This window comes from Reyranella sp., assembly GCF_004297265.1.
Classification (GTDB): Bacteria; Pseudomonadota; Alphaproteobacteria; order Reyranellales; family Reyranellaceae; genus Reyranella.
This window is the reverse complement of record NZ_SCUT01000050.1, coordinates 192421-214352: the sequence shown is the minus strand read 5'-3', so window position 1 is coordinate 214352 and position 21932 is coordinate 192421. Positions and strand designations below refer to the sequence as shown.

The window sequence follows — 21932 nt, the reverse complement described above, 5'->3', positions numbered from 1 at the left end:
AAGCGCATCATGGCTCCCGCAAATCCGACACCCTCCACGATCACCCTCCGCCGTCCCGACGACTGGCACGTCCACCTGCGTGACGGTGCGATGCTGGCGGCCTGCGCCGTGCACACCGCCCGCCAGTTCGGCCGCGCCATCATCATGCCGAACCTCGTGCCGCCGGTGACGAAGGTCGCCGAGGCCAGCGCCTATCGCGAGCGTATCCGCGCCGCGGTGCCGAAGGACCTGAACTTCGAGCCGCTGATGACCTGCTACCTGACCGACGGCGCCGACCCGGCCGAGCTGGCGCGCGGCAAGGCAGAAGGCGTGTGGGTCGCGGCCAAGCTCTATCCGGCCCATGCCACGACCAATTCGGCGCACGGCGTGACCTCGATGGACAGGGTCGCGAAAGGGCTGGAGGCCATGGAGAAGGCTGGCATGCCGCTCCTGGTCCATGGCGAGGTGACCGATCCCGAGGTCGACATCTTCGACCGCGAGGCGGTGTTCCTCGACAAGGTGCTGGCGCCGCTGCTGAAGCGGCACGAGGGCCTCAGGATCGTGCTGGAGCACATCACGACGCGTGAGGGTGTCGCTTTCGTCGAGGCCAATCCGGGACGGATGGGCGGCACGATCACGCCGCATCACCTCAGCTACAATCGCAATGCGATCTTCAAGGGCGGCATCCGTCCGCACTTCTATTGCCTGCCGATCGCCAAGCGCGAGGAGCATCGTCTTGCGCTGCGACGGGCGGCGACGTCGGGCGGCACGCAGTTCTTCCTCGGCACCGATACCGCGCCGCACACGACCGACACCAAGGAATGCGCCTGCGGCTGCGCCGGCGTGTTCAATGCGCCGGTCGCGATGCAGGTCTATGCGCAGGTCTTCGCCGAGGAGGGCGCGCTCGCCCATCTCGAAGCCTTCGCGTCGCTCAACGGCCCGCGTTTCTACGGCCTGCCGGCCAACGAGGAGAAGGTGACGCTGCACGCCCGGCCGCTCGACATCCCCGACCGCATCGCGGTCCCGGGCGGGGCCAAGGACATCACCGTCTTCCGCCCCGACACGCCGGTTGACTGGTCGTTCTAGAATCGCTGGTCTATCGTAGCAGCATGAGCAAAAGAGGCATTCCCGAAGGCGCGGTCGTCCGCGGCACCGACAAAGGCTACGACGAAGCCCCCAAAGTCCTCCTGAAGCCCGGCAGCGAGCGGCCGGTCGAGAAGATCGACAAGGTCTACCCCTACATGCGGCCGCGCGATGCGGCGACCTTGATCCTGGTGCGCATGCAGGGCGACACGCCGGAAGTCCTGATGGGCTGCCGCGCCGCTGCCCACGCCTTCATGCCCAACCGCTACGTGTTCCCGGGCGGCAAGGTCGATCCCGACGATGCGCGCGTTCCCGTCGCGACGTCGCTCGATCCCTTCGTCAACGAACGCCTGATGCGCGCGGCCTCGGCGCAGCGCGCGCGGGCGCTGGCCGTCGCCGCGGTGCGTGAGACCTTCGAGGAGAGCGGCCTGATGCTGGGCAAGCCTCTCCAGGGCGGCGCGCCGAAGAAGGACTATGGCGAGCACTGGAAGGGCTTCCTCGACCAGGGCATGGCGCCGGCGCTCGACTGCCTCGACCTGATCGCGCGCGCGGTGACGCCGCCAGGCCGGCCGCGCCGCTTCAATGCGCGCTTCTTCATGGCGCGCGCCGAGGACGCGTCGGGCGAGATCCGCCATTCGAGCGAGATGGGCGACATCCGCTGGGTGAAGCTCGACGAGGCGCGCGAGCTGCCGCTGCCGACCATCACCGGGCTGATCCTGGGCGAGATCGGCCGGCTGGTGAAGGAACCGCCGGACCGCCGGCAGCAGCGCAGGATCCCGCTCTTCACCACGGTGCATCGCAAGCACCTGATGCTCGAAGAGTAGCGCCGTGGCGGTGCGTGACGACGACGCGCCCCGATCTGCAGAGCCTCCGCTCGCCGCTTCCCGGCGCTCCGGCGCCGTGCCCGTGCTGCGCGGTGGCGTGCGCCTGCGCACCCTGGTTCTCATCCGCTGGGGCGCGGTGGCGGGCCAGGCCTTCACCGCCGCCGTCGTGCACTGGGGGCTGGGCTTCGGCATGCCGGTCCTCGCGGTCGGCGGCACGATCGCGCTCTCGGCCCTGCTCAATCTCACGGTCAGCATCGGCCGGCCGGGCTCGGCGCGCATCGACGACCGCGAGGCGGCGATCTTCCTCGCCTTCGACATCCTGCAGCTCGCCGTGCTGCTCTACCTCACGGGCGGTCTCACCAATCCGTTCTCGCTGCTGCTGCTGGCGCCGGTCGCCATCGGCGCCACCATCCTGTCGCTGGCGAGCAACGTCGCGCTCACGCTGCTCACGATCGCCAGCATTGCGGTGCTGGGACTGTTCTATCAGCCGTTGCCCTGGCGGGGTCCGCCGCCCGAGCTCCCCGACATCTACCAGGTCGGCGTCTGGGCGGGCCTTTCGCTCACCACCATGTTGATCACGCTCTATGGCTGGCGGCTCGCGGAGGAACAGCGCCAGATGGCCGATGCGCTGGCCGCCGCCCAGGCGGCGCTGGCGCGCGAGCAGCAGCTCTCGGCCCTGGGCGCGCTCGCCGCCGCCGCCGCCCACGAGCTGGGGTCGCCGCTGTCGACCATCGCCGTCGTCACCAAGGAAATGCTGCGCGAGATCGAGCTGGACGATCCGCTGCGAGAGGATGTCGAACTGCTGGCCGCGGAATCGGAGCGCTGCCGGTCGATCCTGGCCCGGCTCTCGACCGATCCGGCCGGCGACGTCTCGGATTCCTACACTCTCGTCCCCTTGCCGGCGCTGATCGAGGCCGCGGCGCAGAACTGTGCGCGCGAGGAGATCGCCATTGCCTTCGAGGCCGGCCCGGTCGGCGACGGCGTGCCGAAGACCGCGCCCATCCAGCTGCGCAGCCCGGAGATCATGCAGGGTATCGGAAACATCGTGCAGAACGCCGTTTCCTTCGCCCGGCGCGAGGTCCGGGTCACCACCCGCTGGACCCGGGAATGGTCGGAGGTCGAGGTCGTCGATGACGGGCCGGGCTTCTCCGAGGCGCTGCTCGACGAGCTCGGGACGCCGTTCATTTCGACCCGCCAGGGCCAGGAGGGCCACATGGGCCTGGGCGTCTTCATCGCCAAGACGCTGCTGGAGCGCACCGGCGCCAACGTGACCTTCGGCAATCGCGGCGACACGGGCGGCGGGGCGGCCGTTTCGGTACGCTGGCCAAATCCGGTCTTCAAGGCTACATAGCGGCCGATGTCGAAGGAGTCGCCATGACCCAGGACAGCGGCGCCCCGCGCCCCTTGTCGCCTGTGATCGCCGGCACGACGAACAACAAGGACCGTACCTTGCTGATCGCCGACGATGATGCAGCTTTCCGCAACCGTATTGCGCGTGCACTCGAGCAACGCGGTTTCATCGTCACCGCCGTGGGCTCGGTCGCCGAAGCGCTGGCCCAGACCGCCCGGCCCCCCGCCTTCGCCGTGCTCGACCTCAGGCTGGCCGACGGCAACGGCCTGGAGCTGGTCGGCCCGCTGCGCCAGGCGCGTCCGGACATAAGGATCGTCGTCCTGACCGGCTACGGCAACATCGCGACCGCGGTGGCCGCCGTGAAGGAAGGCGCCGTCGACTATCTCGCCAAGCCGGCCGACGCCGACGCCATCGAGCAGGCGCTGACGGCCCACGGCCGCAAGCTGCCGCCGCCGCCCAGCAATCCCATGTCGGCCGACCGCGTGCGCTGGGAGCATATCCAGCGCGTGTTCGAGCAGTGCGACCGCAACGTCTCGGAGACGGCGCGCCGCCTCAACATGCACCGCCGCACCCTGCAGCGAATCCTGGGCAAGCACGCTCCGCGCGAGCATTGATCACCCCAGCATGACCCCTCCGTCGGCGTAAGACGCCGACACCTCCCCATTTGAATGGGGAGGAACGAAGAAGCCTTGCCTCCCCATTCAAATGGGGAGGTGCCCCGCAGGGGCGGAGGGGTCAGATCGTTAGCTAAGCCCGCCGGCTCGCGGCGTTCCAGTACTGCTCCAGATTCGAAATCAGCGCCGGGCTGAAATGGCAGTAGGCCTGCTCGCGCGCATAGAGCGCGGCGTAGCGGCGGAACGTGTCGAGCGGCTCCGCGCCGAGCCGCAGGGCGCGGCGGTTGCCGATGGCGCCGACCGCGCCCGATCCGGTCAGCCGGTCGATCACGCGGGTGATCGTCGCGTCGATCTCGCCGGGCGCCACGACCTCGTCGCAGATCATGCGGCCGACGTCGGAATCGCACTCGATGCGGCGCTCGTACATGATCGCCTGGCGCGCCAGACGGTCGCCGACGAAGCGTGACAGCCGAAGATTGGCCATCGCGGGAATGATGCCTTCCTTGCGCGCCGGCAGGGTCATGTAGGCGTCGCGGCCGGCGATGTTGAAGTCGGTCGCCAGCAGGATCTGGCAGCCGCCGCCGATGGCGAAGGTCTCGACCGCCGAGATCCAGAGCTTCTCGATCGAATCGCCCGCCACCTCGTCCGGCGGCACGTCCGGCCGCGCGAGGCCGCGGAACATCTTGTTCACGAAGCCCATGTCGCGGATCAGGAACCACAGGAACGGGATCTTGCCATAGTAGAGGTGCGTGAGGTTGATGCCGGCATTGTAGACGCGGCGGCCGGCATACTTGCCCTCCGGCACCACGTCGCCGCGCAGCACCGCGACCTCGCTCTGCCGGTCGAGGATGCAGACATCGGCGCCGATCTCGGTCGCGGCCTGCGTGGCATTGTCTTCCGAATTGAGGAAGCGGCGGTTGGACAAGAGGAGGACCGCCGCCTTGCCCTGGCGCTCGACCCGCGCGTAGCCGAGGTCGAGCGTGCCGTCGCGCTGGAACTTCGCGAGCGCCTCCGCCGATTCCTCGCGCGGCAGCAGCATGGCGTGGCAGAGATGCAGGCCGCAGTCGGGATCGGCGAGGAACTGGTTGCAGAGAATGCCCTGGTCGATCTCCGCGCCGTCCTTCTCGGACTGACGCAGCTCGGCCTCGGCCGCGACCTGTGCTTCCGTCGGCGCGAGGCCGGGAACGAGGTTGGCAGCCTCATAGACCAGCCGCTCGATGCGCACGAACTTGGCGCGGTTGTCGGTCAGCTTGTCATAGAGCGTGCGCGCGTGGCGGCGCAGGAAGGCGAAGCGGGCCTCGCGCGCGGCCTGCTTCAGGGACTCGGCCTGGTCGTAGGTGGCGACGTCGCGGTTCGGTTTGGCGGGCAGGCGGGAGAGTTGCTCGGCAGCGTCGCGCCAATAGCTGGAGAAAGCAGCCACATCGGCCGCGAAGTCGCCGCTGGCCGCGACCGGCGCCACCCCATCCATCACGACGTTCCTGCCCTGAATTATGGAGCGGGCGACGGGATTCGAACCCGCGACCTACGGCTTGGGAAGCCGACGCTCTACCCCTGAGCTACACCCGCATTGGCGCCATTCTAGCCTGCCGTTGCGTCCGAGGTCCAATCGTGTATCTCAGGAACATGCTCGATGAAGTCCTCACCCCCGAAGAGCGTGCCGTCGTGGCGCGCGCCAAGACGTTCGCAGAAGAACATGTGGCACCCAACGCCGCGCGCTGGGAATGGGAGCGCCGCTATCCGCTCGAGGCCATCAAGGCCGCCTGTGGCATCGGTCTCAACACGATCGAGCTGGCGACGAAGCATGGCGGGCAGGGCCTGTCCTTCTCCTGCAAGCTGCGCGCCTTCGAGGAGATCGCGCGGCACGACTTCGCCTTCGCTTTCGCGCTGATCAACCACCACAATGCCTGTGCGCGCTTCGCGCGTGACGGCCAGCCGGCCCATGTCGCGCGTCTGCTGCCCCGGATGCTGACCGGCGACCTGATCGGCTGCGCCGGTCTCAGCGAGCCGGGTGTCGGCAGCGATTTCGGTGGGCTCGAAATGGAAGCGGTCAGGGTCGAGGGTGGCTGGAAGGTGAACGGCGCCAAGGCCTGGATCACCAATGCCGCCGTCGCGGGTCTTTCGGTGGCCTATGCGCAGACCGACAAGGCGCAGGGCTATCGCGGCATCATCTGCCTCGCCATCGAGGCGGAGCGGCCGGGCTTCCATCGCGAGAAGCCGTTCGAGCTTCACGGCGGCCACGCGATCGGCGTGGGCGGTTTCCGGCTGGTCGACTATTTCGCGCCCGACGAGGCGGTGCTGCATCCGCCGGGCAAGGCCTTCAAGGCGGCGCTCGCTGGCATCAACGGTGCCCGCGCCTATGTCGCGGCCATGTGCTGCGGCATGCTGCAGGCCTCACTCGAGACGGCGGTGCGCTACACGCAGCAGCGCAGGACCTTCGGCCAGCCGGTGATCGACCATCAGGGCGTGCGCTGGAAGCTCGTGGATGCCGCGACCGATCTCGAGGCCGCGCGTCTTCTCACCTATCGCGCCGCGCGCCTGATCGACGAAGGCGCCGATGCGGTGATGCCGGCGGCCTACGCCAAGAAGTTCGCGACCGACATGGCCGTGCAGCGCATCGCCGACTGCATCCAGGCGATGGGCGCCAACGGCCTGCGCGCCGATTACCCGCTGGCCCGCCATCTCGCGGGCGCCAAGATTGCTGCCTACACCGACGGCTCGATCGAGATGATGAACGAGCGCATCGGCGCCGGTCTCGGTTCGGTGTTTGGCACGACAGCCTAGAAGACATGACCCCTCCGCCCCTTCGGGGCACCTCCCCATTTGAATGGGGAGGAATCGGATCATCGCCTCCCCATTCAGATGGGGAGGTGTCGCCGTCTCACGGCGACGGAGGGGTCAAAAGCGCGCGCCGTTAAGCGTTGTGCGCGCGCTTCAGCGCCTGGTCGAGATCGTCGAACAGGTCGCTGCTCACCTCGACGCCGACCGAGAGCCGCAGCAGGTCGGGCGGGCAGGGTGTGCCCGGCCCCTCGATGCTGGCGCGATGCTCGATCAGGCTCTCGACGCCGCCCAGCGACGTGGCGCGCTTCCACAGTCCGACCCTTGCCGCCGTGGCGATGGCCGCGCGCTCGCCGCCCTTCACCCGGACCGACAGCATGCCGCCGAAGCCGCCCTTCATCTGCTTCGCCGCCGCCGCGTGGCCGGCGAAGGAGGGCAGGCCGGGATAGAGGACCTCTTCCACCATCGGATGCTCGGCGAACTTCTCGGCGAGGCTTTGAGCCGACCTGCAGGCCCAGGCGACGCGCGGGAACAGCGTGCGCATGCCGCGCATCAGCAGCCACGCCTCGGTCTGCCCGAGGATCGTGCCGAGCTGCGAACGGATGCTGCGCAGCTTCGCCCAGTAGGCGTCGTCGCGCGCACCGGTCAGCGCGCCGGCGATGATGTCGGAATGACCGTTGAGGTACTTGGTCGCCGAATGCATCACGATGTCGGCGCCATGCTCGATGGGCCGTGTCAGCACCGGTGTCGCCACCGTCGAATCGACACCCAGCAGGGCGCCGGCCTTGTGGGCGATGTCGGCGATGGCGGCGATGTCGGACACGCTCCAGGTCGGGTTGGCCGGGGTCTCGATCCAGACGAGCTTCGTGACCCCGGGCTTCACCGCGGCGGCAACCTCGTCCGTCCTGTCGGTGTCGACGAACTCGACCTTGAGGCCCCATTGCGTCGCGAAGGTCATCAGCCAGTTGCGCAATGCCCAGTACATGACCTTGGAGGTCACGACATGGTCACCGGGCGCGAGCGCGAGGAAGCAGGCCGTTGCGGCACTCATGCCCGACGAGAAGATCAGCGACTTCGCGCCCCCTTCAAGCGCCGTCAGCGTTGCCTCGGCCTGGTCGAACGTGGGATTGTCGGCGCGCGCGTAGATGCGGCCCGAGCGATAGCCGTTGTCCTCGTCGCGGAGATAGGTGCTGGCCATGTGGATGGGCGGCACGACGGCCTTGGTGATCGGGTCGATCCACCCCATCGCTTGTGCGGCAAGAGAAGCGGGGGCAAACTTTTTCTCGGACATCCGGGCACCGTCGGCTTACACGAATCTTACGTCGAACGCGCCCTTATAGCGCATCGCAGCACTTGAAATGAGGATGCACTAGTAGCTTCATATGTAGTGATTTGCTCGCATTATCTTTAGGATCGGCAAGGTTGCCGACCAGACGGCAAACACTCGCTGGGGAGTCAGGAATGGACGGTCAGACCCTGCACACGAAGCAGCTTCACACAGCCGGTCGCGGTGATCGCGTCGCCCGCACGCGCGAATCGATCGTGGCCTCGGCCCTGGCCCTCGCCGCGGCCGGGCAGGTCGCGCCGATCGTGCGTGACATCGCCCAGATGGCCGGGGTCTCCGCGCGCACCGTGTTCCAGCACTTCGCGGACACTGCCGAACTGTACGTCGCCGTGCTGGGCCGCGTCCTGGCCGCACTGGTGGGAGAGGCGCCCGAGATCGCGGCCGCCGGGCCCGTCGAGATGCGCATCGCCAGCATGATCAACCAGTGTGCGGACCGCTACGAGCAGCTTCGCCCGATGTGGACCTTCGTCGAGACCCTGCAGCGCCGCTCGCCGGAAGCCGCCGACATGATCTCCCAGATCTACAGTGCCAACACGGCGCATCTCTCGCAGGCCTTCGCGGCCGAACTGGGGGCGCTGCCGGCGGAGTCGCGCCAGCGGACGCTGACGGCGCTCGCCCTGGCCATCGCGCCGGAAAGCTGGGTGGTCCTCCGCCAGCGTCTCGGCCTGTCGGTCGAGCAGGCGCGCGACGAACTCAGCTTCGTCGTGAAGTCGGTGTTCGCGACCGAGGCCGCGCGCCGCTAGCGGCACGCGGCTCTGTGCCGCCTGCGGCGACGGCCGCCAGTATCTCGAGCGAGCGGTCCCTGAGACCCAGCTCGCCGAGATGGGTGACCGTGTTCAGCACATAGTCGAGGTTGCTGCCGGTGGCGCCATGGCCCTGGCGGATCAGTCTCACGGCCTCTTTCGCCGGCAGCTTGCCGGCGAACTGCCGATGGGCCCGATCGGCGAGATAGACCAATGCCGGCACGGTCCGTCCGTCGTCGAGCTGGATCGGCCGCACCGTCTCTTCGTAGACCCCGTCATTGTCGATTTCGCGATGGATGAGGTAGCGCCGCACCTCGTCGTAACGGGCGGCCGGCAGCCGGTGCGCCAGTCCCCGGCAGGAGCCGCCCGGCAGCAGGCCGAGCATGAGGCCCGGCTTCTCCGGCGTGCCGCGATAGTGTTCCGAATAGATGCAGAAGGCGCGATGCCAGCCCTGCAGCCGCGCCGCCTGTGTCTCCGGCGTCGCGAAGCCGGGGTTCCACATCAGCGAGCCGTAGCCGAAGACCCACCTGGGCTTGGCGGTGGGCTTTGCGGCGGCCACGCTGAATCCTAGGCCTGGTGCAGGTGGATCAGGGCGCGGCGGATCTCGCGCGTGCGGGTGAACAGGTCGAACAGCTTGTCGCCCTCGCCCCAGCGGATGGCGCGCTGCAGGTAGAAGAGATCTTCCTGGAAGCGCTGGAGCACCTCGAGCACGGCCTCGCGGTTGTTCATGAACACGTCGCGCCACATGGTGGGATCGGACGCGGCGATACGCGTGAAGTCGCGGAAGCCGCCGGCGGCGAACTTCAGGACCTCGCTGTTGAGATGGCCCCCCAGATCGTCGGCGGTGCCCACGATCGTGTAGGCGATCAGGTGCGGCAGGTGCGAGGTGATGGCCAGGATACGGTCATGGTCCTTGGGGTCGATCCGTTCGACCTGGCTGCCCAGGCCCTTCCAGAAGGCCTCGAGCGTGTCGACTGCCGCGGCATCGCTGCCGGGCAGCGGCGTCAGGATGCACCAGCGGCCCTGGAACAGGTCGAGCAGCGCGGCTTCGGGGCCCGAATTCTCTGTGCCGGCCACAGGATGAGCCGGCACGAAGTGCACGCCCTTGGGAATGTGCGGCGCCATGTCGGCGATCACGGTCTGCTTCACCGAGCCCACGTCGGACACGATGCAGCCGGGCTTCAGGCTCGACGCGATGGTCTCGGTCGCCGGCCCGCAGGCGCCGACCGGTGTGCAGACGATGACGAGGTCGGCGTCCTTGCAGGCCTCGCCAAGGTCGGTGCCGCAATGGTCGGCGAGCTTCAGCTTGTTGGCGAGCGCGGCCGTCTCGGGGCTGCGCGTTGCCGCCACGATCGTCTTCGCGAGACCGCGCTTGCGGGCCTCCAGCGCGATCGAGCCGCCGATCAGCCCGATGCCGATCAGCGCGATCTTGTCGAACAGGGGCTTGTTCATTTGCCCGCAGCCGCGAAGCGGGCCAGCGAGGCCTGTACCGCCTTCACTTCCTGCTCGGTACCGACCGTGATGCGCAGATGCGCAGGCAGGCCGTAGCCGGCGACGAGGCGCGGGATCAGCCCGTCGTTCATCAGCCAGTCGTTGGCCGCGACCGCGCGTTCCTTCGAGCCGAAGCCGACCAGCACGAAATTGCCGACGCTTGGCACCGGCTCCAGGCCGAGCTTTGTCAGCTCGGCGCTGAGCCACGGCAGCCAGATGTCGTTGTTGGTGCGGCTGGCGTCGGTATGGGCGATGTCCTCCAGCGCCGCGATGCCCGCGATCTGCGCCGGGAGGTTGACGTTGAACGGCTGGCGCAGGCGGCTCATCACGTCGACGATTCCGGCCGGCCCGTACATCCAGCCGAGACGCACGCCGCCCAGGCCGTAGATCTTCGAGAAGGTGCGGGTCATCACGACGTTCTCGGCCTGGTCGACCAGTTCGACGCCCGATTCATAGTCGTTCCGGCTGACATACTCGGCATAGGCCGCGTCGATGATCAGCAGCACGTTCTTCGGCAGGCCGGCATGCAGGCGGCGCACATCGTCCTTGGTGACGTAGGTGCCGGTCGGGTTGTTCGGATTGGCGAGGCAGACGATGCGGGTCTTGTCCGTCACCGCCGCCAGCATCGCGTCGATGTCGCTGCCATAATCCTTGGCCGGCGCCGCGACCGGAGTCGCGCCGACACCCAGGGCGTTGATGGCGTACATCAGGAAGCCGTACTGGCTGTAGAGCAGCTCGTCGCCCGGGCCGCAGTAGGCGCGGACCAGCAGGTTCAGGATCTCGTCGGAGCCGGCGCCGCAGACGATGCGCGCCGGATCGAGACCGTAGTGGCGGCCGAGCGCCGCGCGCAGCTTCGCGGTGTCGCCGTCGGGATAGCGATGCAACTCGGAAGCGGCCTTGGCATAGGCCGCCATCGCCTTGGGCGAGGGGCCGAGCGCGCCCTCGTTGGACGAGAGCTTGGCGACCGTCTCCTTGCCGTCGATCGAATCCTTGCCCGGCACATAGGGCGCGATCTTCATGATGCCCGGACGCGGGGTGAGCGCGCTCATGCCAGTCTCCTGCGAAAATTCAGTTCACGGTTTGGCGTCGATCGGCACGGCATAGGCGCCGATGGCCGCCGCGCAGCCTTTTTCCAGTCCCAGCGCCGCTTCGAGGTCGCGCAGGCGCGGATCGTCGTCGACGATCACGCCCGGTACCTCGACCAGATAGTGGTGCACCCCGGCCACGACCTGGTCCAGCGCCGAGGTGAAGGCGGGCAGGCCCGCCTTGGCGAGCGCCGCGGCGATGCGGTCGCGACTGAGGCCGTTCTTCGCCTCGATGGCTACGAGGGCGCGATCCGAGCCGCTCGGCTCGGCGTCGATGCGGGCCAGCACGAAGGCCGAGATGCCGCGTGCGCGCGCGTTGGGCATGGCGAGGAAAGGCAGGCGGGCGATCACGGTCGGCAGGGTCGTGTCCTTGCCGGCAAGCATGGGCCACCATGGCGTCGAGTCCGCCTCAAGCGGGGCCGGCACGACGCCAATGGTGGTCGTGCTGGCGCGCACGGCGGCCAGCACGCCGGCCGGCGTGTCGTGGGCGACGAAGGGGATCTGGCAGCCGAAATGATCCCGCGCGAGGTCCCAGTAGCCGGGCTGGTCGTCCGGACGGCAGATTGCGATCTTCAGGCCGGGCGTCTGGATGAGCGTGAAGGCACTCATCATTTCACGCCACATGCGATAGACGGCGCCGGACGGGAACTGGCCGTCGTGCAGCGCCAGCCTCTTGCGCAGGACCTGCGCTTCACGGCCCGGACGCAGCGCGAGGCCGCCTGCCGGCTTGGTCGCGGAAATATTCCCGACGACCTCCGCTCGGCGGCGGATCAGGCCGTGCAAGTCGGTATCGATGGCGTCGATTTCCTGCCGCAAGCTGTCGAGACTGGGAGCGTCCATTAGGCCGTTTTTTCCTGTGCGCAGCGGCGATACTACGTCCGCACCGCCCGCGTAAAGGCAAACAAGCCGCAAGAGGCTTGCCTCCCGCCGCTCGCGACCGTATAGAGCCTCTCCGTGGAATTTGAGCCGACCGGCTTGCGGCCACGTTAAACACCGCTAAAAGGTCGGAGTGCTCGAAAAAGCCCCCGTCCTTCCGGTCGGGGGCTTTTTCGTTGGCAATTTTGCCGGGAGAGGACTGTGCTGGACGACCTCACCGATGCTGAACGCAAGGCACTCGCCCAGTGTCGCCACGCGGTCCTGGGCGTGGACCGGCCGCTGCGCCTCGACTGCGGCGTCGATCTCGGTCCCTACCGGGTGGCCTATCAGACCTATGGGACGCTGAACGCCGACAAGTCGAATGCCGTCCTGGTCTGCCATCCCCTGACCTGCGATCAGTTCGTCGCCGACCGCCATCCCGTCACCGGCAAGGATGGCTGGTGGGAGAGCCTGATCGGGGCGGGCAAGGTGCTCGATCCCGATCGCTACTTCATCATCTGCATCAACGTACTCGGCCATTGCATGGGCACGACCGGCCCGCAGGCCCAAGATCCCTCGACCGGCCGGCCCTGGAACCTGCGCTTTCCGGTCGTGACGATCGGCGACATGGTGCGGGCGCAGGCGGCGCTGCTCGACCATCTCGGCATTCCCGATCTATTCTGCGTCATCGGCGGCTCGATGGGCGGCATGCAGGTGCTGGAATGGGCGGCGACCTATCCCAGGCGCGTCTTCTCGGCGGTACCGATCGCCTGCGCCGCGCATCACTCGGCGCAGAACATCGCGTTCCACGAGGTCGGTCGTCAGGCGATCATGGCCGACCCGGAATGGAAGGGCGGCGACTATCGCCTGCACCAGACCAACCCGGCGCGCGGCCTCGCCGTCGCCCGCATGACCGCGCACATCACCTACCTCTCGGAACAGGCGCTGCAGCGCAAGTTCGGCCGCGCGCTGCAGAATCGCGACGCGCTGGGCTTCGGCTTCGATGCCGACTTCCAGGTGGAGAGCTACCTGCGCCATCAGGGCTCGACCTTCGTGGATCGCTTCGACGCCAACAGCTACCTCTACATCACGCGCGCGATGGACTATTTCGACCTCGCGGGCGCGCATGGCGATGTGCTGGCCAATGCCTTCAGGGGCACGGCGACGCGGTTTTGCCTGATGTCCTTCACCAGCGACTGGCTGTTTCCGACGCGCGAGAGCCGCGCCGTCGTCCATGCGCTCAACGCGGCGGCCGCCAACGTATCGTTCGTCGAGGTCGACAGCGACAAGGGCCACGACGCTTTCCTGCTCGACGAGCCCGAGATGTTCCGTACGCTCTCGGGATTCCTGAAAGGGGCTGCGACGGTGCGTGGTCTCGGGAGTGCGATCCGATGAACGCGCCGATCCGTGTCGACCTGCAGCTCATCGCCGACATGGTGGAGCCCGGCACGCGTGCCCTCGATGTCGGCTGCGGTGACGGTGCGCTGCTCGCCCATCTCATGAATGGCAAGAGGGTCGATGCGCGCGGCATGGAACTCAGCCAGGCCGGGGTGAACGCCTGCGTTGCCAACGGCCTGTCAGTGGTGCAGGGCGACGCCGACACCGACCTGCGCGACTATCCCGATGCCGCTTTCGACTATGTGATCCTGAGCCAGACCCTTCAGGCGACACGCGAGCCGCGCCGGGTGCTGGAGCAGATGCTGCGCGTCGGCAAACACGCCATCGTCTCCTTTCCCAACTTCGCCCACTGGCAGGTGAGGCTGCGGCTGGTGTTCGGGGGCCGCATGCCGGAGACCGCGTCGCTGCCCTACAAGTGGTACGACACGCCCAACATCCATCTCTGCAGCATCGACGATTTCCGCGCGCTCTGCCGCGCCATGGGCGTGCGCATCGAGCGCGCCATCGTGCTGAACAGCAAGAGCCGCCGCATCACCCTGCCGCCGCTGCTCGCGAACCTGATCGGCGAGCAGGCGGTGTTCATGCTGCGGCGGGACTGATCCATGGAGCGCGCCACTCCAGTGGCGCCTCATGATCATGATTGCGCCACTGGAGTGGCGCGCTCCTATGACGATGCCGGTCTTTCGTAGAAGCCCTCGATCTCGTCTTCCCTGAGCTTCACGAAGCCGTGGCGCAGATAGAGGCGATCGGCCTTGCTGCCGGTCAGCACTTCGAGGCGCACGGGCAGACCGGTCGCGTCGGCTTCGGCCAGTAGCGCCTTCAGGATCGTGGTGCCGAGGCCCGAGCCGTGCAGGCGGCGTTCGAGATAAAACGAGTCGATGCGTATTTCGTGATCGTGCCGGCGGAAGCCGACGCAACCGACGCGGATGCCCGCCTGCCGGATGAGCCGCATTCCCGGCTCGTCGAAATGGCTTCGAAACATGTGGCGCGATCGCTCGGGCGTATAGCGCCCGACCCGTTCGAGATGCTCGCGCATGACATCGGTACGGATCGCCAGCAGCGGTTCGAAGTCGGCCTCGCTGACGGGGCCGAAACTCCAGACCTCAGTCACGCGTCGCGATCCGGGCGAGGCGCGGTTTCGCGATCGCCAGCCAGTCCTTCGTGTCGAGTTCCATCGAGCGATCGAGGCGGCCCGCGTTGAAGAACAGCGTCTCGTTGGCCAGCAGGTCTTCCTCGACGACGATCGAGATCGCGGGATCCAGTGCAAACGGCGGCACGGCGCCCATGACGCAGCCGGTGAGCTGCTGTGCCGTGTCCGGCGAGGCGAAGCCGCACTTGCGCGCCTCGAAGAGCGCGGCGACCGCGGCGAAGTCGAGCTTGCGGCTGCCCGGCAGGATCGCGAGCACATGCCGCTTGCCGCCACCACCGCCGCGCACGTCCAGCACCATCGCCTTGGCCGCCTGGTCCGGGCGGTTGCCGCGGATGGCGCTGATGGCTTCCGACTTGCCCTCGTGGGCGTGCTCGATGACGCGGAAGTTCGCTTTCGCGTCGGTGAGGAGCGTCACCAGCCGGTCGAAGACCTCACCCGTCTTGATCTCAGTGTCCACGGATCACCTTCTCCGACAGGATTTTCAGCGCCTCTTCGAGGCTCGGCACCTGGCCATCGGCCGGCGCGATATGGGCGTCGACGGTCCGGCGGTGGCTCTTCTCGATGGATTCGGTCATCAGCGGATCGACGCCGGTTTCGCGCAGCGTCTGCGCGACCAGGCCCATCTCTTCCCAGCGGCGATGGGCGTGAACGACATGCGTCTGCACCAGCATGGTGATGAAGCCGGCGAGCCCCATCGAATCGGCGTCGCCCAGGCAGCCCAGCACTTCGTCTAAAATGCCCTGGCGCTGTGCGGCGACCAGCGCCTCGACGCCCAGCGCCTCGATGCCCTTCACGAGCGTGCTGCGCAGCATCTTCACCGACGAGGCGCTGCCGGGCTTCGGTCCCAGCAAGGTGGCGACGAAGCCGTTGTCGTTCATCCAGGCCACGGCGTCGGCGGCATCCTCGCCCGCCACCAGCATCGGCGCCTTGATGCCCTGCTTGAAGAAGCCGCCCATGACGGCGATGTCGATGTATCGGCCCGCGCCCTTCTCGATCTCGGCGCGATCCTCGTCCGACATCCTGCCGGTGACGGTGCAGAGGTCGAGATAGTGGGCGCCCTTCTTCAGGAGCGGCGCGGCGGATTGGGCGGCCGAGCGCGCGTGCTCGCCCTGCACGGCGCAGATCACGAGATCGGCTTCGCCCAGCGCCTCGGTGTAGCTGTCACCGATCGCCACATCGAGGCCGCGCGCGACCCTGCCCAGCGCCGTGCCGCGCGGGTCCCTGTCGAGCGCGGTGTCGATGGCGATGACGCGGCGCGGGGCGTTGTCGCCGGGCTTCGAGGGGCCGCGCCAGCCGCCCTCTGCCGTGAGACCACGCGCGATGGCCGATCCCGCCTCGCCAAAACCCAGCAGCGCGATGACGCGCGGAGAAAATGACATGTCGATCTTTCCGTTGGGAATCAGGAGGCGGGCTTGTCGCCATCCTCGGCGTTGCGCGCTGCGCCCGCGACCTGCGGGGTGTCGCGCGAGCTGGCGACCCGGAGCTTCGGCCGCACCGGGACGGCTTGCGGCTGGCTGCGCTCGGCAATGCCGGCATAGAGCTGCTTGCCGGATTCGATGACGTTGACGCCGCCGAAGCGGCCGAGCCAGCGCTGGCCGAACCGCTCGATGGTCGGCGCCATGCGCATCATGAGCCGCGACCGGGTCGGCGGCATGTAGAGCGCGCGCGTCTGGCGCAGCGGCGCGAACATGTTGGCGCGCAGCAGGGCGTTGAGCTGTCCCGCCGAATAGGGATGGCCCTGATAGAAGGGCGAGCGGTCGACCTGCGACCAGAAGCCCGTGCGCGTCGGCGCCACGACGACCATGCGGCCGCCGTCGGCCATCACGCGCCAGATCTCGCGCAGCATCGGGCGCAGCTGCTCGGTGCATTCGACGGCATGGACCAGCACGACCCGGTCGACCGACCGGTCGGGCAGCGGCAGGTCGAGTTCGTCGACCAGGGTCGCGAGGTTGCGGCCCTCGCGCGGCCAGCGGGCGACACCCTGCTGGGCCGGCATGAAGGCGAGCGTCCGGCCCGCTTCTTCCATGAACGGCCGCAGCATCGGTTGCGCGTAGCCCAGCCCGAGCACCGTCTCGCCGCGCACGTTCGGCCATATCTCGCGCAGGCGGGTGCGCAGAAGCCGCTGGGTCATCTGGCCCAGCGTGCTGCCGTAGAATTCCTCAAGGTCGAGGACGTCGCTCCACATGCTCGGAAGTGTAGCAGAAAGCCGGCCGCACGGGCCATGGTCGGCGCAGGTCAGCTCTGCTAGCGTTGCATCATGAGCACAACGCTAGACATCGTCCGTATCCCGGTCCTGAATGACAATTACGTGTGGTTGATGCGGGAACCGCAGAGCGGCGCCGTCGCCGTCGTCGATCCCGCCGTGGCCGGACCGGTCCTCGCGGAGGCCGAAAAGCGCCGCTGGAAGATCACCCATGTCCTGAACACCCACCACCATGGCGATCACGTGGGCGGCAACCTCGAGATCAAGAAGGCGACCGGCTGCACCATCGTCGGCCTGCGCCAGGACCGTGCCCGCATCCCCGGCATCGACGTCGAGGTCGACGACGGCGACCGCTACCGGCTGGGCGAGGCCGAGGCCGAGATCTTCTTCGTGCCCGGCCATACGAGCGGCCATATCGCCTATGCGTTCCGCGAGCAGAGGGCGCTGTTCTGCGGCGATACGCTGTTCGCGCTGGGTTGCGGGCGGATGTTCGAAGGCACGCCGCAGCAGTTCTGGACGTCGCTCAGCCGGTTACGCGCGTTGCCCGACGACATGCGCGTCTATTGTGCGCATGAGTACACCCAGTCGAACGCCCGCTTCGCGATGACCGTCGAGACCGGCAACCAGCAGCTCAAGGCGCGCTCGGCGGCGATCGATGCGGCGCGTGCCAAGGGCGAGGCCACGGTGCCCTCGCTGCTCGGCGAAGAGAAGGCTACCAACCCGTTCCTGCGCGTCGACGTGCCGGCGGTCCAGGCCGCGGTCGGCCTCGCCGGGGGCGATCCCGTCGCGGTGTTCGCCGAAGTGCGCCACCGCAAGGACGTGTTCCGCTAGGCCGCGACCCGCACGCCGTCGAAGGCCGACATTTCTTCCGGTGTCGGCGGCTGCCAGATCGTCTCGATGAAATCGAACATCGGGCGCGTGACCGTCACGCGGAAGCTTTCGCCCTGTTGGCCGTTGCGCTGCTCGACGCGACGCCAGCGTTCCGCGGCATCGATGTCGAGGAAATGCAGGCGCACGCCGACGCCGGCCGCCGCGACCCGTTCGGCGACGCGACGACGCTGGTCGGCTCGCTGAAGGCCGAGATCGAGGATCGAGGGGATACCGGTGCGGGCGAGATCGAGGGCCGTTGCCAGGATCTGCTGCTCACAGCGCAACACACGCTCCTCGATCCACGGCCAGCTCACCTGCCGCGGCCTGTCGGGCGCGAACAACGTCACCATCCAGTCGTCGATCGACAGATGCAGTGCGCCGAGCTGCTGGCGCAGCTTGTTTGCGTAAGTGGTCTTTCCGGCGCCGGTCGAGCCGCAAATGAGATGGATCACGACAGGTCTCCCGGCTGGCCGGCGGTGAGGCGGCCCAGCAGGTCGGCCAGAGTGGCGATCTCCGACTTGGCCCAGCGGTCGCGGAACAGGTCAGCGGCCATGCGCTCGAGCGTCGCCCGGGCCTCACCGACCAGCCGCTGGCCGGCTTCGGACAGCACGACATAAGCGAGGCGGGCATCGCGCGGATCGGCTTCGCGGCCGACACAGCCCAGCTTCTCCAGGGGGGTGGTCATGCGGGTCACGGTCGAGGGGCTGACATGCAGTCGCTTGGCGAGGTCGATGCGGCTCAGTCGGTTCAGGGGCGCCCGCTCGAGGTGCATCAGCAGCAGCACCTCCTTGAGGGCAAGCCCGTGCACGGAGCCGAGCTCGCCGGCGAAGCGCTCTTCGAGGCGCGCCGTGGCGCGGAGCAGGTTGAGGGTGGCGGAGAAAGAGGGAGTGCTCATTGGCCGTATATGGGCCGATATATTTCCAATTGCAAGTATTGGGGAAATAAATCGCGCGTTTCCAGATCAACGCCGAACGAGGCAAAAATAGCCGCTGAGACCGAGGGCGAGGGCGAGCGCGGCGTAGAGCGGTGCCTGCGGCACATTGAGGAACAGCCACGGCGCGGTGAGGGGGCCGACGGCGGCGCCGAAGTCGCGCCAGGTCGAGTAGCTCGCCTGGCTGGAGAGGACGGTGCCGTGGCCGCGCTCGATCACCAGCACCGGGATCAGCGTGTTGAACATGCCGCGGGTCATCACGATCATCAGCGCGCCCAGCAACTCGTGATCCGCCGCGATCAGCACGAAGCCGCCGATGAGGAAGGCCGCGTTCGCGATGGCGATGCGCCGCGCCCCGAAACGATCGCCGATCCAGCCGCCGATCGGCCCGGTCGTCACCTCGACCAGCCAGCGCAGCGCCAGCAGCAACGCCGTCGCCATCACCGCAGCGACGGAGGTGATGGAGTCTTTCATCAGGAAGGCGAGCGTCAGCAGGAAGACGCCGTCACCCGAAAAGCCCATGACGAAACCCCAGACTTCCAGCCGGTGGGGAATCGGCAGTTTGAAGCCCTTCTTCGAGACCGGCTCGGGTGGCAGGCGCGGCAGGACGATCGCCGCGCCGAGTGCGATCAGCGTCACCACGCCGTAGATCAGGAACACCGGGCGGGCGCCGATCTCGAGCACGATCCAGGCGCCGCCGACCAGTGACATCGCCTGAACGAGGCCGATGGCGGCGCGGCTCGCGCCGACCCGCTTGCCGGCATTGGCGCGATCGCTCACCGCATAGGCCAGCGTCGCGAGATTGAGCGAGGCGTAGGAGATGCCCCAGAGGATGCGCGCCAGGACCTGCGCTGCCGGGTCATCGATCAGGCCATAGACCGTGGTCGAGACGGCCGAGCCCAGGGCGGCGGCGATCATCAGCGCATGCGGGCCGATGCGCTCGCCGAGATGGGCGACGCCGGAGTTGGCGAGGAGGCGGATCCAGCGGTTGAGCGACAACAGCACGCCGACCATCGCCAGCGAGAGGCCGAACTCCTCATGATAGAGGGGCAGCACGGCATAGAGCAGCGTGTCGCCAATCATGCAGACGGCGATCACCAGCCCCGGCAGCGCCATGCCGACCGGGGTGGCGCCGCGGGAGGAGGCCGCGCTCACGCTGCGATGGTCATGGGGCGCGCAGCACCAGCGCCTCACGCAGGGCCGCGGCGCAGAGCGTGGTGCCGCGCCGGGCGCCGTGCAGCAGCATCGGCGAGCTGAGGAACCCGTGCAGCATGCCGCCGAACTCGACCAGGTCGGCCTGCGTGCCTTCCTGCTGCAGCCGCCAGGCATAGGCGCGGCCCTCGTCGCGCAGCGGATCGTAGCCGGCAGTGACAACCAGCGCCGGCGGCAGGCCTGCGAGCGACGCCGCGCGCAGCGGCGAGACGCGCCAGTCGCCGCGGCTCGTCGGGTCGGGCGTGTAGTGATCGAAGAACCACTCCATGGTGACGGCGTTCAGCCCGTAGCCGTCCTCGAAATGGCGGTACGATTCGGCGCGCGCCACGGCGTCCGTCACCGGATAGGCGAGAAGCTGCATCAGAAGTTTCGGCCCGCCATGGTCGCGCGCCCAGATCGACGTGGCGGCTGCGAGATTGCCGCCGGCGCTGTCGCCGCCGATCGCGAGGCGCGTAGGGTCGATGCCGACCGAGGCGCCGTTGGCGGCCACCCACTTCAGGGCCGCAACGACATCGTCGAAGGCGCCGGGGAAACGGGCCTCGGGCGCCAGGCGATAGTCGACATGCAAGACGGCGATGCCGGCCTCGATCGCGAGTTGGGCGCAGAGCACGTCGTGGCTGTCGAGATTGCCGAACACCCAGCCGCCGCCATGCGCATAGACCAGTGCCGGCAGTTTCGCATCGGCCGCCGCCGATGCCGGGCGATAGATCCGGACGGGCAGCTCTCCCGCCGGGCCGGGGATGGTGCGGTCCGCGACCGTCACCTCGGCGGGGCGGGGGCCCTGTGCACCGGGGCGCAGGGAAAGATAGAGATCGCGGGCGGCTTGCGGGCTGAGCGTGTTCCAGGCCGGGCGATTTGCCGCCGCCATCAGGTCGATCAGCCGCTGGGATTCCGGATCGAGAGCCATTCCACCCACTCCATTGAAAACATTCGTTGCACTCTAGCAGCCCTCGCCCCTATTTCGTCACGAGGCGAATGGTAAGGTGTGCCATGACATTCGAACCGGACTACAGCGCCCCGTCGGCCACGGATTCCTGGTGGCGGCGAAGCTGGGACCGCGTGCGGGGATGGCGCCCGGGCCGCTCGACCTCCGCCCCATCGTCAGGCGGTCGCAGGGTCTGGGGATGGACGTGGCGCATCGTCCTCGCGCTGCTCATCCTCTACTATCCGGTCGGCGCGCTGGTGACGGAAGACATCGACGACGATCCTCAGTTCACGGCGCGCGGCGTTGCACCTGGCGAAAGCAAGGCGGTCGCCACCGCGGCCGACCTCGTCACGCGCGAGGTCGACGTCCACACCTGGACGCCGATGATGCCCTTCTTCACGCCCGCCGGCCTGCTCGACAACATGCCGAACTACCAGCGCGGCATCCTGTCGGCGCTGGGCCGCTTCAGCACGGAGCTGATGGACCAGCTCGGCCGTACGCGCGGCTCGAGCCAGACCGACCGTGACCTCGAGCAGGCACGCGGTTTCCTGAACGAACAGCCCAACATCTGGCTGTGGCAGCCCAGCGTGTCGCTGCTGCCATCCACGACCTCCGCCCAGAAGTACCGCGCCGGCCGCGACAGGCTGATGGCCTACAACAAGCGCCTGGGCACCGGGCAGGCGGTGTTCGAACGGCGGGCGGACAATCTCCAGGCGCTGCTCGATCGCATCGCCAACGATCTCGGCTCGGATTCGGCGGCAATCGACCAGCACGTCATCGAGAAGGCCGGGGACCTGTTCGACGCCCGCTGCGATGACATCTTCTATTTCAACAAGGGCCGCCTCTACGTCTACTACCTGCTGCTGCGCGATCTCGGCGTGGACTTCCAGAACGTCATCCGCGACCGCGAGCTCACGACCGCCTGGAACGGCACGGTCGACACCTTCCGTATCGCGGCCCAGCTCGACCCGTGGATCGTCTGGAACGGCTATCCCGATGCGCTGCTGATCCCCAATCACCTGCTCGCGCAGGGTTTCTACCTGCTGCGCGCCCGCACGCAGCTGCGCGAGATCACCAACATCCTGCTGAAGTAGGCGT

Annotated in this window: 24 protein-coding genes, 1 tRNA gene and 1 riboswitch; of the genes, 10 read left to right on the top strand and 15 right to left on the bottom strand. The window is 68.1% G+C overall.

Annotated elements, in window-relative coordinates:
* Nucleotides 1-9: 9 nt before the first annotated feature.
* Genes pyrC through EPO41_RS22620 form a run of 4 tightly spaced genes read left to right on the top strand, consistent with a single transcriptional unit; the run spans nt 10 to nt 3851 of the window.
* On the top strand, nt 10-1065 hold the full coding sequence (gene pyrC / locus EPO41_RS22635; RefSeq protein WP_296330104.1) for a dihydroorotase: 1056 nt from the start codon (nt 10-12) through the stop codon (nt 1063-1065).
* A gap of 23 nt (nt 1066-1088) precedes the next feature.
* Nucleotides 1089-1886 carry an NUDIX domain-containing protein gene (locus tag EPO41_RS22630; protein WP_296330101.1) on the top strand — a complete coding sequence of 266 codons (798 nt, stop codon included), beginning with the start codon at nt 1089-1091 and terminating at the stop codon, nt 1884-1886.
* A 4-nt stretch (nt 1887-1890) separates the two neighbouring features.
* Nucleotides 1891-3237: an ActS/PrrB/RegB family redox-sensitive histidine kinase gene (locus tag EPO41_RS22625; protein ID WP_296330095.1), complete on the top strand. Its 1347-nt coding sequence runs from the start codon at nt 1891-1893 to the stop codon at nt 3235-3237.
* A 23-nt stretch (nt 3238-3260) separates the two neighbouring features.
* A complete protein-coding gene (locus EPO41_RS22620) occupies nt 3261-3851 on the top strand; it encodes an ActR/PrrA/RegA family redox response regulator transcription factor (RefSeq protein ID WP_295133027.1) in 591 nt (196 codons plus the stop codon).
* Nucleotides 3852-3984: 133 nt separating this feature from the next.
* Here the strand turns inward: EPO41_RS22620 and EPO41_RS22615 are convergent, their stop codons facing one another.
* The gene (locus EPO41_RS22615; protein WP_296330092.1) at nt 3985-5319 is read right to left on the bottom strand and encodes an enoyl-CoA hydratase/isomerase family protein; all 1335 of its coding nucleotides are present in this window, start codon (nt 5317-5319) and stop codon (nt 3985-3987) included.
* A gap of 23 nt (nt 5320-5342) precedes the next feature.
* Nucleotides 5343-5417, bottom strand: a tRNA-Gly gene (locus tag EPO41_RS22610).
* A gap of 57 nt (nt 5418-5474) precedes the next feature.
* Here EPO41_RS22610 and EPO41_RS22605 point away from each other — a divergent pair.
* Nucleotides 5475-6632, top strand: a complete 1158-nt coding sequence (locus tag EPO41_RS22605; RefSeq protein WP_296330089.1) for an acyl-CoA dehydrogenase family protein — start codon at nt 5475-5477, stop codon at nt 6630-6632.
* Nucleotides 6633-6762: 130 nt separating this feature from the next.
* Here the strand turns inward: EPO41_RS22605 and EPO41_RS22600 are convergent, their stop codons facing one another.
* Nucleotides 6763-7917, bottom strand: a complete 1155-nt coding sequence (locus EPO41_RS22600) for an aminotransferase class I/II-fold pyridoxal phosphate-dependent enzyme (RefSeq protein WP_296330087.1) — start codon at nt 7915-7917, stop codon at nt 6763-6765.
* Nucleotides 7918-8087: 170 nt separating this feature from the next.
* Here EPO41_RS22600 and EPO41_RS22595 point away from each other — a divergent pair, with 170 nt between their 5' ends.
* On the top strand, nt 8088-8714 hold the full coding sequence (locus EPO41_RS22595) for a TetR/AcrR family transcriptional regulator (protein WP_296330084.1): 627 nt from the start codon (nt 8088-8090) through the stop codon (nt 8712-8714).
* On the opposite strand, the gene EPO41_RS22590 is transcribed toward EPO41_RS22595, so the two are convergent.
* Genes EPO41_RS22590 through EPO41_RS22575 form a run of 4 tightly spaced genes read right to left on the bottom strand, consistent with a single transcriptional unit; the run spans nt 8665 to nt 12130 of the window.
* Nucleotides 8665-9273, bottom strand: coding sequence for a gamma-glutamylcyclotransferase (locus EPO41_RS22590; protein WP_296330081.1), 609 nt, complete (start codon nt 9271-9273; stop codon nt 8665-8667). The genes EPO41_RS22595 and EPO41_RS22590 overlap by 50 nt on opposite strands.
* 8 nt (nt 9274-9281) lie before the next feature.
* Nucleotides 9282-10166, bottom strand: coding sequence for a prephenate/arogenate dehydrogenase family protein (locus EPO41_RS22585; RefSeq protein WP_296330078.1), 885 nt, complete (start codon nt 10164-10166; stop codon nt 9282-9284).
* Nucleotides 10163-11254: a histidinol-phosphate transaminase gene (hisC, locus tag EPO41_RS22580; protein ID WP_296330077.1), complete on the bottom strand. Its 1092-nt coding sequence runs from the start codon at nt 11252-11254 to the stop codon at nt 10163-10165. The genes EPO41_RS22585 and hisC overlap by 4 nt, the downstream gene beginning before the upstream one ends.
* 24 nt (nt 11255-11278) lie before the next feature.
* Nucleotides 11279-12130: a chorismate mutase gene (locus EPO41_RS22575; RefSeq protein ID WP_296330073.1), complete on the bottom strand. Its 852-nt coding sequence runs from the start codon at nt 12128-12130 to the stop codon at nt 11279-11281.
* Between the two features lie 104 nt (nt 12131-12234).
* A riboswitch (SAM riboswitch) is annotated at nt 12235-12310 on the top strand.
* Between the two features lie 60 nt (nt 12311-12370).
* Between EPO41_RS22575 and EPO41_RS22570 the strand changes: the two genes are divergently transcribed.
* Nucleotides 12371-13540, top strand: coding sequence for a homoserine O-acetyltransferase (locus EPO41_RS22570; RefSeq protein WP_296330438.1), 1170 nt, complete (start codon nt 12371-12373; stop codon nt 13538-13540).
* A complete protein-coding gene (gene metW / locus EPO41_RS22565; RefSeq protein WP_296330071.1) occupies nt 13537-14142 on the top strand; it encodes a methionine biosynthesis protein MetW in 606 nt (201 codons plus the stop codon). The genes EPO41_RS22570 and metW overlap by 4 nt, the downstream gene beginning before the upstream one ends.
* Nucleotides 14143-14207: 65 nt before the next feature.
* Here the strand turns inward: metW and EPO41_RS22560 are convergent, their stop codons facing one another.
* From EPO41_RS22560 to EPO41_RS22545, 4 genes are read right to left on the bottom strand one after another with little or no spacing between them, the layout of a single operon-like run.
* Nucleotides 14208-14654 (bottom strand): GNAT family N-acetyltransferase, encoded by a 447-nt coding sequence (locus tag EPO41_RS22560; RefSeq protein WP_296330070.1) that lies wholly within the window; start codon nt 14652-14654, stop codon nt 14208-14210.
* Entirely contained in the window at nt 14647-15150 is a 504-nt protein-coding gene (locus tag EPO41_RS22555; RefSeq protein ID WP_296330067.1) for a YbaK/EbsC family protein, read from the bottom strand. The genes EPO41_RS22560 and EPO41_RS22555 overlap by 8 nt, the downstream gene beginning before the upstream one ends.
* Nucleotides 15140-16072 (bottom strand): DUF1932 domain-containing protein, encoded by a 933-nt coding sequence (locus EPO41_RS22550; RefSeq protein WP_296330064.1) that lies wholly within the window; start codon nt 16070-16072, stop codon nt 15140-15142. The genes EPO41_RS22555 and EPO41_RS22550 overlap by 11 nt, the downstream gene beginning before the upstream one ends.
* 20 nt (nt 16073-16092) lie before the next feature.
* Nucleotides 16093-16878 carry a methyltransferase domain-containing protein gene (locus EPO41_RS22545; protein WP_296330059.1) on the bottom strand — a complete coding sequence of 262 codons (786 nt, stop codon included), beginning with the start codon at nt 16876-16878 and terminating at the stop codon, nt 16093-16095.
* A gap of 72 nt (nt 16879-16950) precedes the next feature.
* On the opposite strand from EPO41_RS22545, the gene gloB reads away from it, so the two are divergent.
* On the top strand, nt 16951-17727 hold the full coding sequence (gloB, locus tag EPO41_RS22540) for a hydroxyacylglutathione hydrolase (RefSeq protein WP_296330056.1): 777 nt from the start codon (nt 16951-16953) through the stop codon (nt 17725-17727).
* Here gloB and EPO41_RS22535 read toward each other — a convergent pair.
* From EPO41_RS22535 to EPO41_RS22520, 4 genes are all read right to left on the bottom strand, one after another.
* Nucleotides 17724-18218: an ATP-binding protein gene (locus EPO41_RS22535; RefSeq protein ID WP_296330053.1), complete on the bottom strand. Its 495-nt coding sequence runs from the start codon at nt 18216-18218 to the stop codon at nt 17724-17726. The genes gloB and EPO41_RS22535 overlap by 4 nt on opposite strands.
* On the bottom strand, nt 18215-18661 hold the full coding sequence (locus EPO41_RS22530) for a MarR family transcriptional regulator (protein ID WP_296330050.1): 447 nt from the start codon (nt 18659-18661) through the stop codon (nt 18215-18217). Before EPO41_RS22530 ends, EPO41_RS22535 begins: the two co-directional genes overlap by 4 nt.
* 66 nt (nt 18662-18727) lie before the next feature.
* A complete protein-coding gene (locus tag EPO41_RS22525; protein WP_296330043.1) occupies nt 18728-19852 on the bottom strand; it encodes an MFS transporter in 1125 nt (374 codons plus the stop codon).
* Nucleotides 19853-19862: 10 nt separating this feature from the next.
* On the bottom strand, nt 19863-20816 hold the full coding sequence (locus tag EPO41_RS22520) for an alpha/beta hydrolase (RefSeq protein WP_296330040.1): 954 nt from the start codon (nt 20814-20816) through the stop codon (nt 19863-19865).
* An 83-nt stretch (nt 20817-20899) separates the two neighbouring features.
* Here EPO41_RS22520 and EPO41_RS22515 point away from each other — a divergent pair, with 83 nt between their 5' ends.
* Complete coding sequence (locus EPO41_RS22515; RefSeq protein ID WP_296330037.1) at nt 20900-21928, top strand: DUF2333 family protein; 1029 nt, start codon at nt 20900-20902, stop codon at nt 21926-21928.
* Nucleotides 21929-21932 lie beyond the last annotated feature (4 nt).

What these genes read in the sequence shown, in the direction of transcription:
- pyrC (WP_296330104.1), top strand. Translation starts at nt 10, where the DNA reads ATGGCTCCCGCAAATCCGACACCCTCCACGATCACCCTCCGCCGTCCC.
- EPO41_RS22630 (WP_296330101.1), top strand. Translation starts at nt 1,089, where the DNA reads ATGAGCAAAAGAGGCATTCCCGAAGGCGCGGTCGTCCGCGGCACCGAC.
- EPO41_RS22620 (WP_295133027.1), top strand. Translation starts at nt 3,261, where the DNA reads ATGACCCAGGACAGCGGCGCCCCGCGCCCCTTGTCGCCTGTGATCGCC.
- EPO41_RS22615 (WP_296330092.1), bottom strand. Translation starts at nt 5,319, where the DNA reads ATGGATGGGGTGGCGCCGGTCGCGGCCAGCGGCGACTTCGCGGCCGAT.
- EPO41_RS22605 (WP_296330089.1), top strand. Translation starts at nt 5,475, where the DNA reads ATGCTCGATGAAGTCCTCACCCCCGAAGAGCGTGCCGTCGTGGCGCGC.
- EPO41_RS22600 (WP_296330087.1), bottom strand. Translation starts at nt 7,917, where the DNA reads ATGTCCGAGAAAAAGTTTGCCCCCGCTTCTCTTGCCGCACAAGCGATG.
- EPO41_RS22595 (WP_296330084.1), top strand. Translation starts at nt 8,088, where the DNA reads ATGGACGGTCAGACCCTGCACACGAAGCAGCTTCACACAGCCGGTCGC.
- EPO41_RS22585 (WP_296330078.1), bottom strand. Translation starts at nt 10,166, where the DNA reads ATGAACAAGCCCCTGTTCGACAAGATCGCGCTGATCGGCATCGGGCTG.
- hisC (WP_296330077.1), bottom strand. Translation starts at nt 11,254, where the DNA reads ATGAGCGCGCTCACCCCGCGTCCGGGCATCATGAAGATCGCGCCCTAT.
- EPO41_RS22575 (WP_296330073.1), bottom strand. Translation starts at nt 12,130, where the DNA reads ATGGACGCTCCCAGTCTCGACAGCTTGCGGCAGGAAATCGACGCCATC.
- metW (WP_296330071.1), top strand. Translation starts at nt 13,537, where the DNA reads ATGAACGCGCCGATCCGTGTCGACCTGCAGCTCATCGCCGACATGGTG.
- EPO41_RS22550 (WP_296330064.1), bottom strand. Translation starts at nt 16,072, where the DNA reads ATGTCATTTTCTCCGCGCGTCATCGCGCTGCTGGGTTTTGGCGAGGCG.
- EPO41_RS22545 (WP_296330059.1), bottom strand. Translation starts at nt 16,878, where the DNA reads ATGTGGAGCGACGTCCTCGACCTTGAGGAATTCTACGGCAGCACGCTG.
- gloB (WP_296330056.1), top strand. Translation starts at nt 16,951, where the DNA reads ATGAGCACAACGCTAGACATCGTCCGTATCCCGGTCCTGAATGACAAT.
- EPO41_RS22530 (WP_296330050.1), bottom strand. Translation starts at nt 18,661, where the DNA reads ATGAGCACTCCCTCTTTCTCCGCCACCCTCAACCTGCTCCGCGCCACG.
- EPO41_RS22520 (WP_296330040.1), bottom strand. Translation starts at nt 20,816, where the DNA reads ATGGCTCTCGATCCGGAATCCCAGCGGCTGATCGACCTGATGGCGGCG.
- EPO41_RS22515 (WP_296330037.1), top strand. Translation starts at nt 20,900, where the DNA reads ATGACATTCGAACCGGACTACAGCGCCCCGTCGGCCACGGATTCCTGG.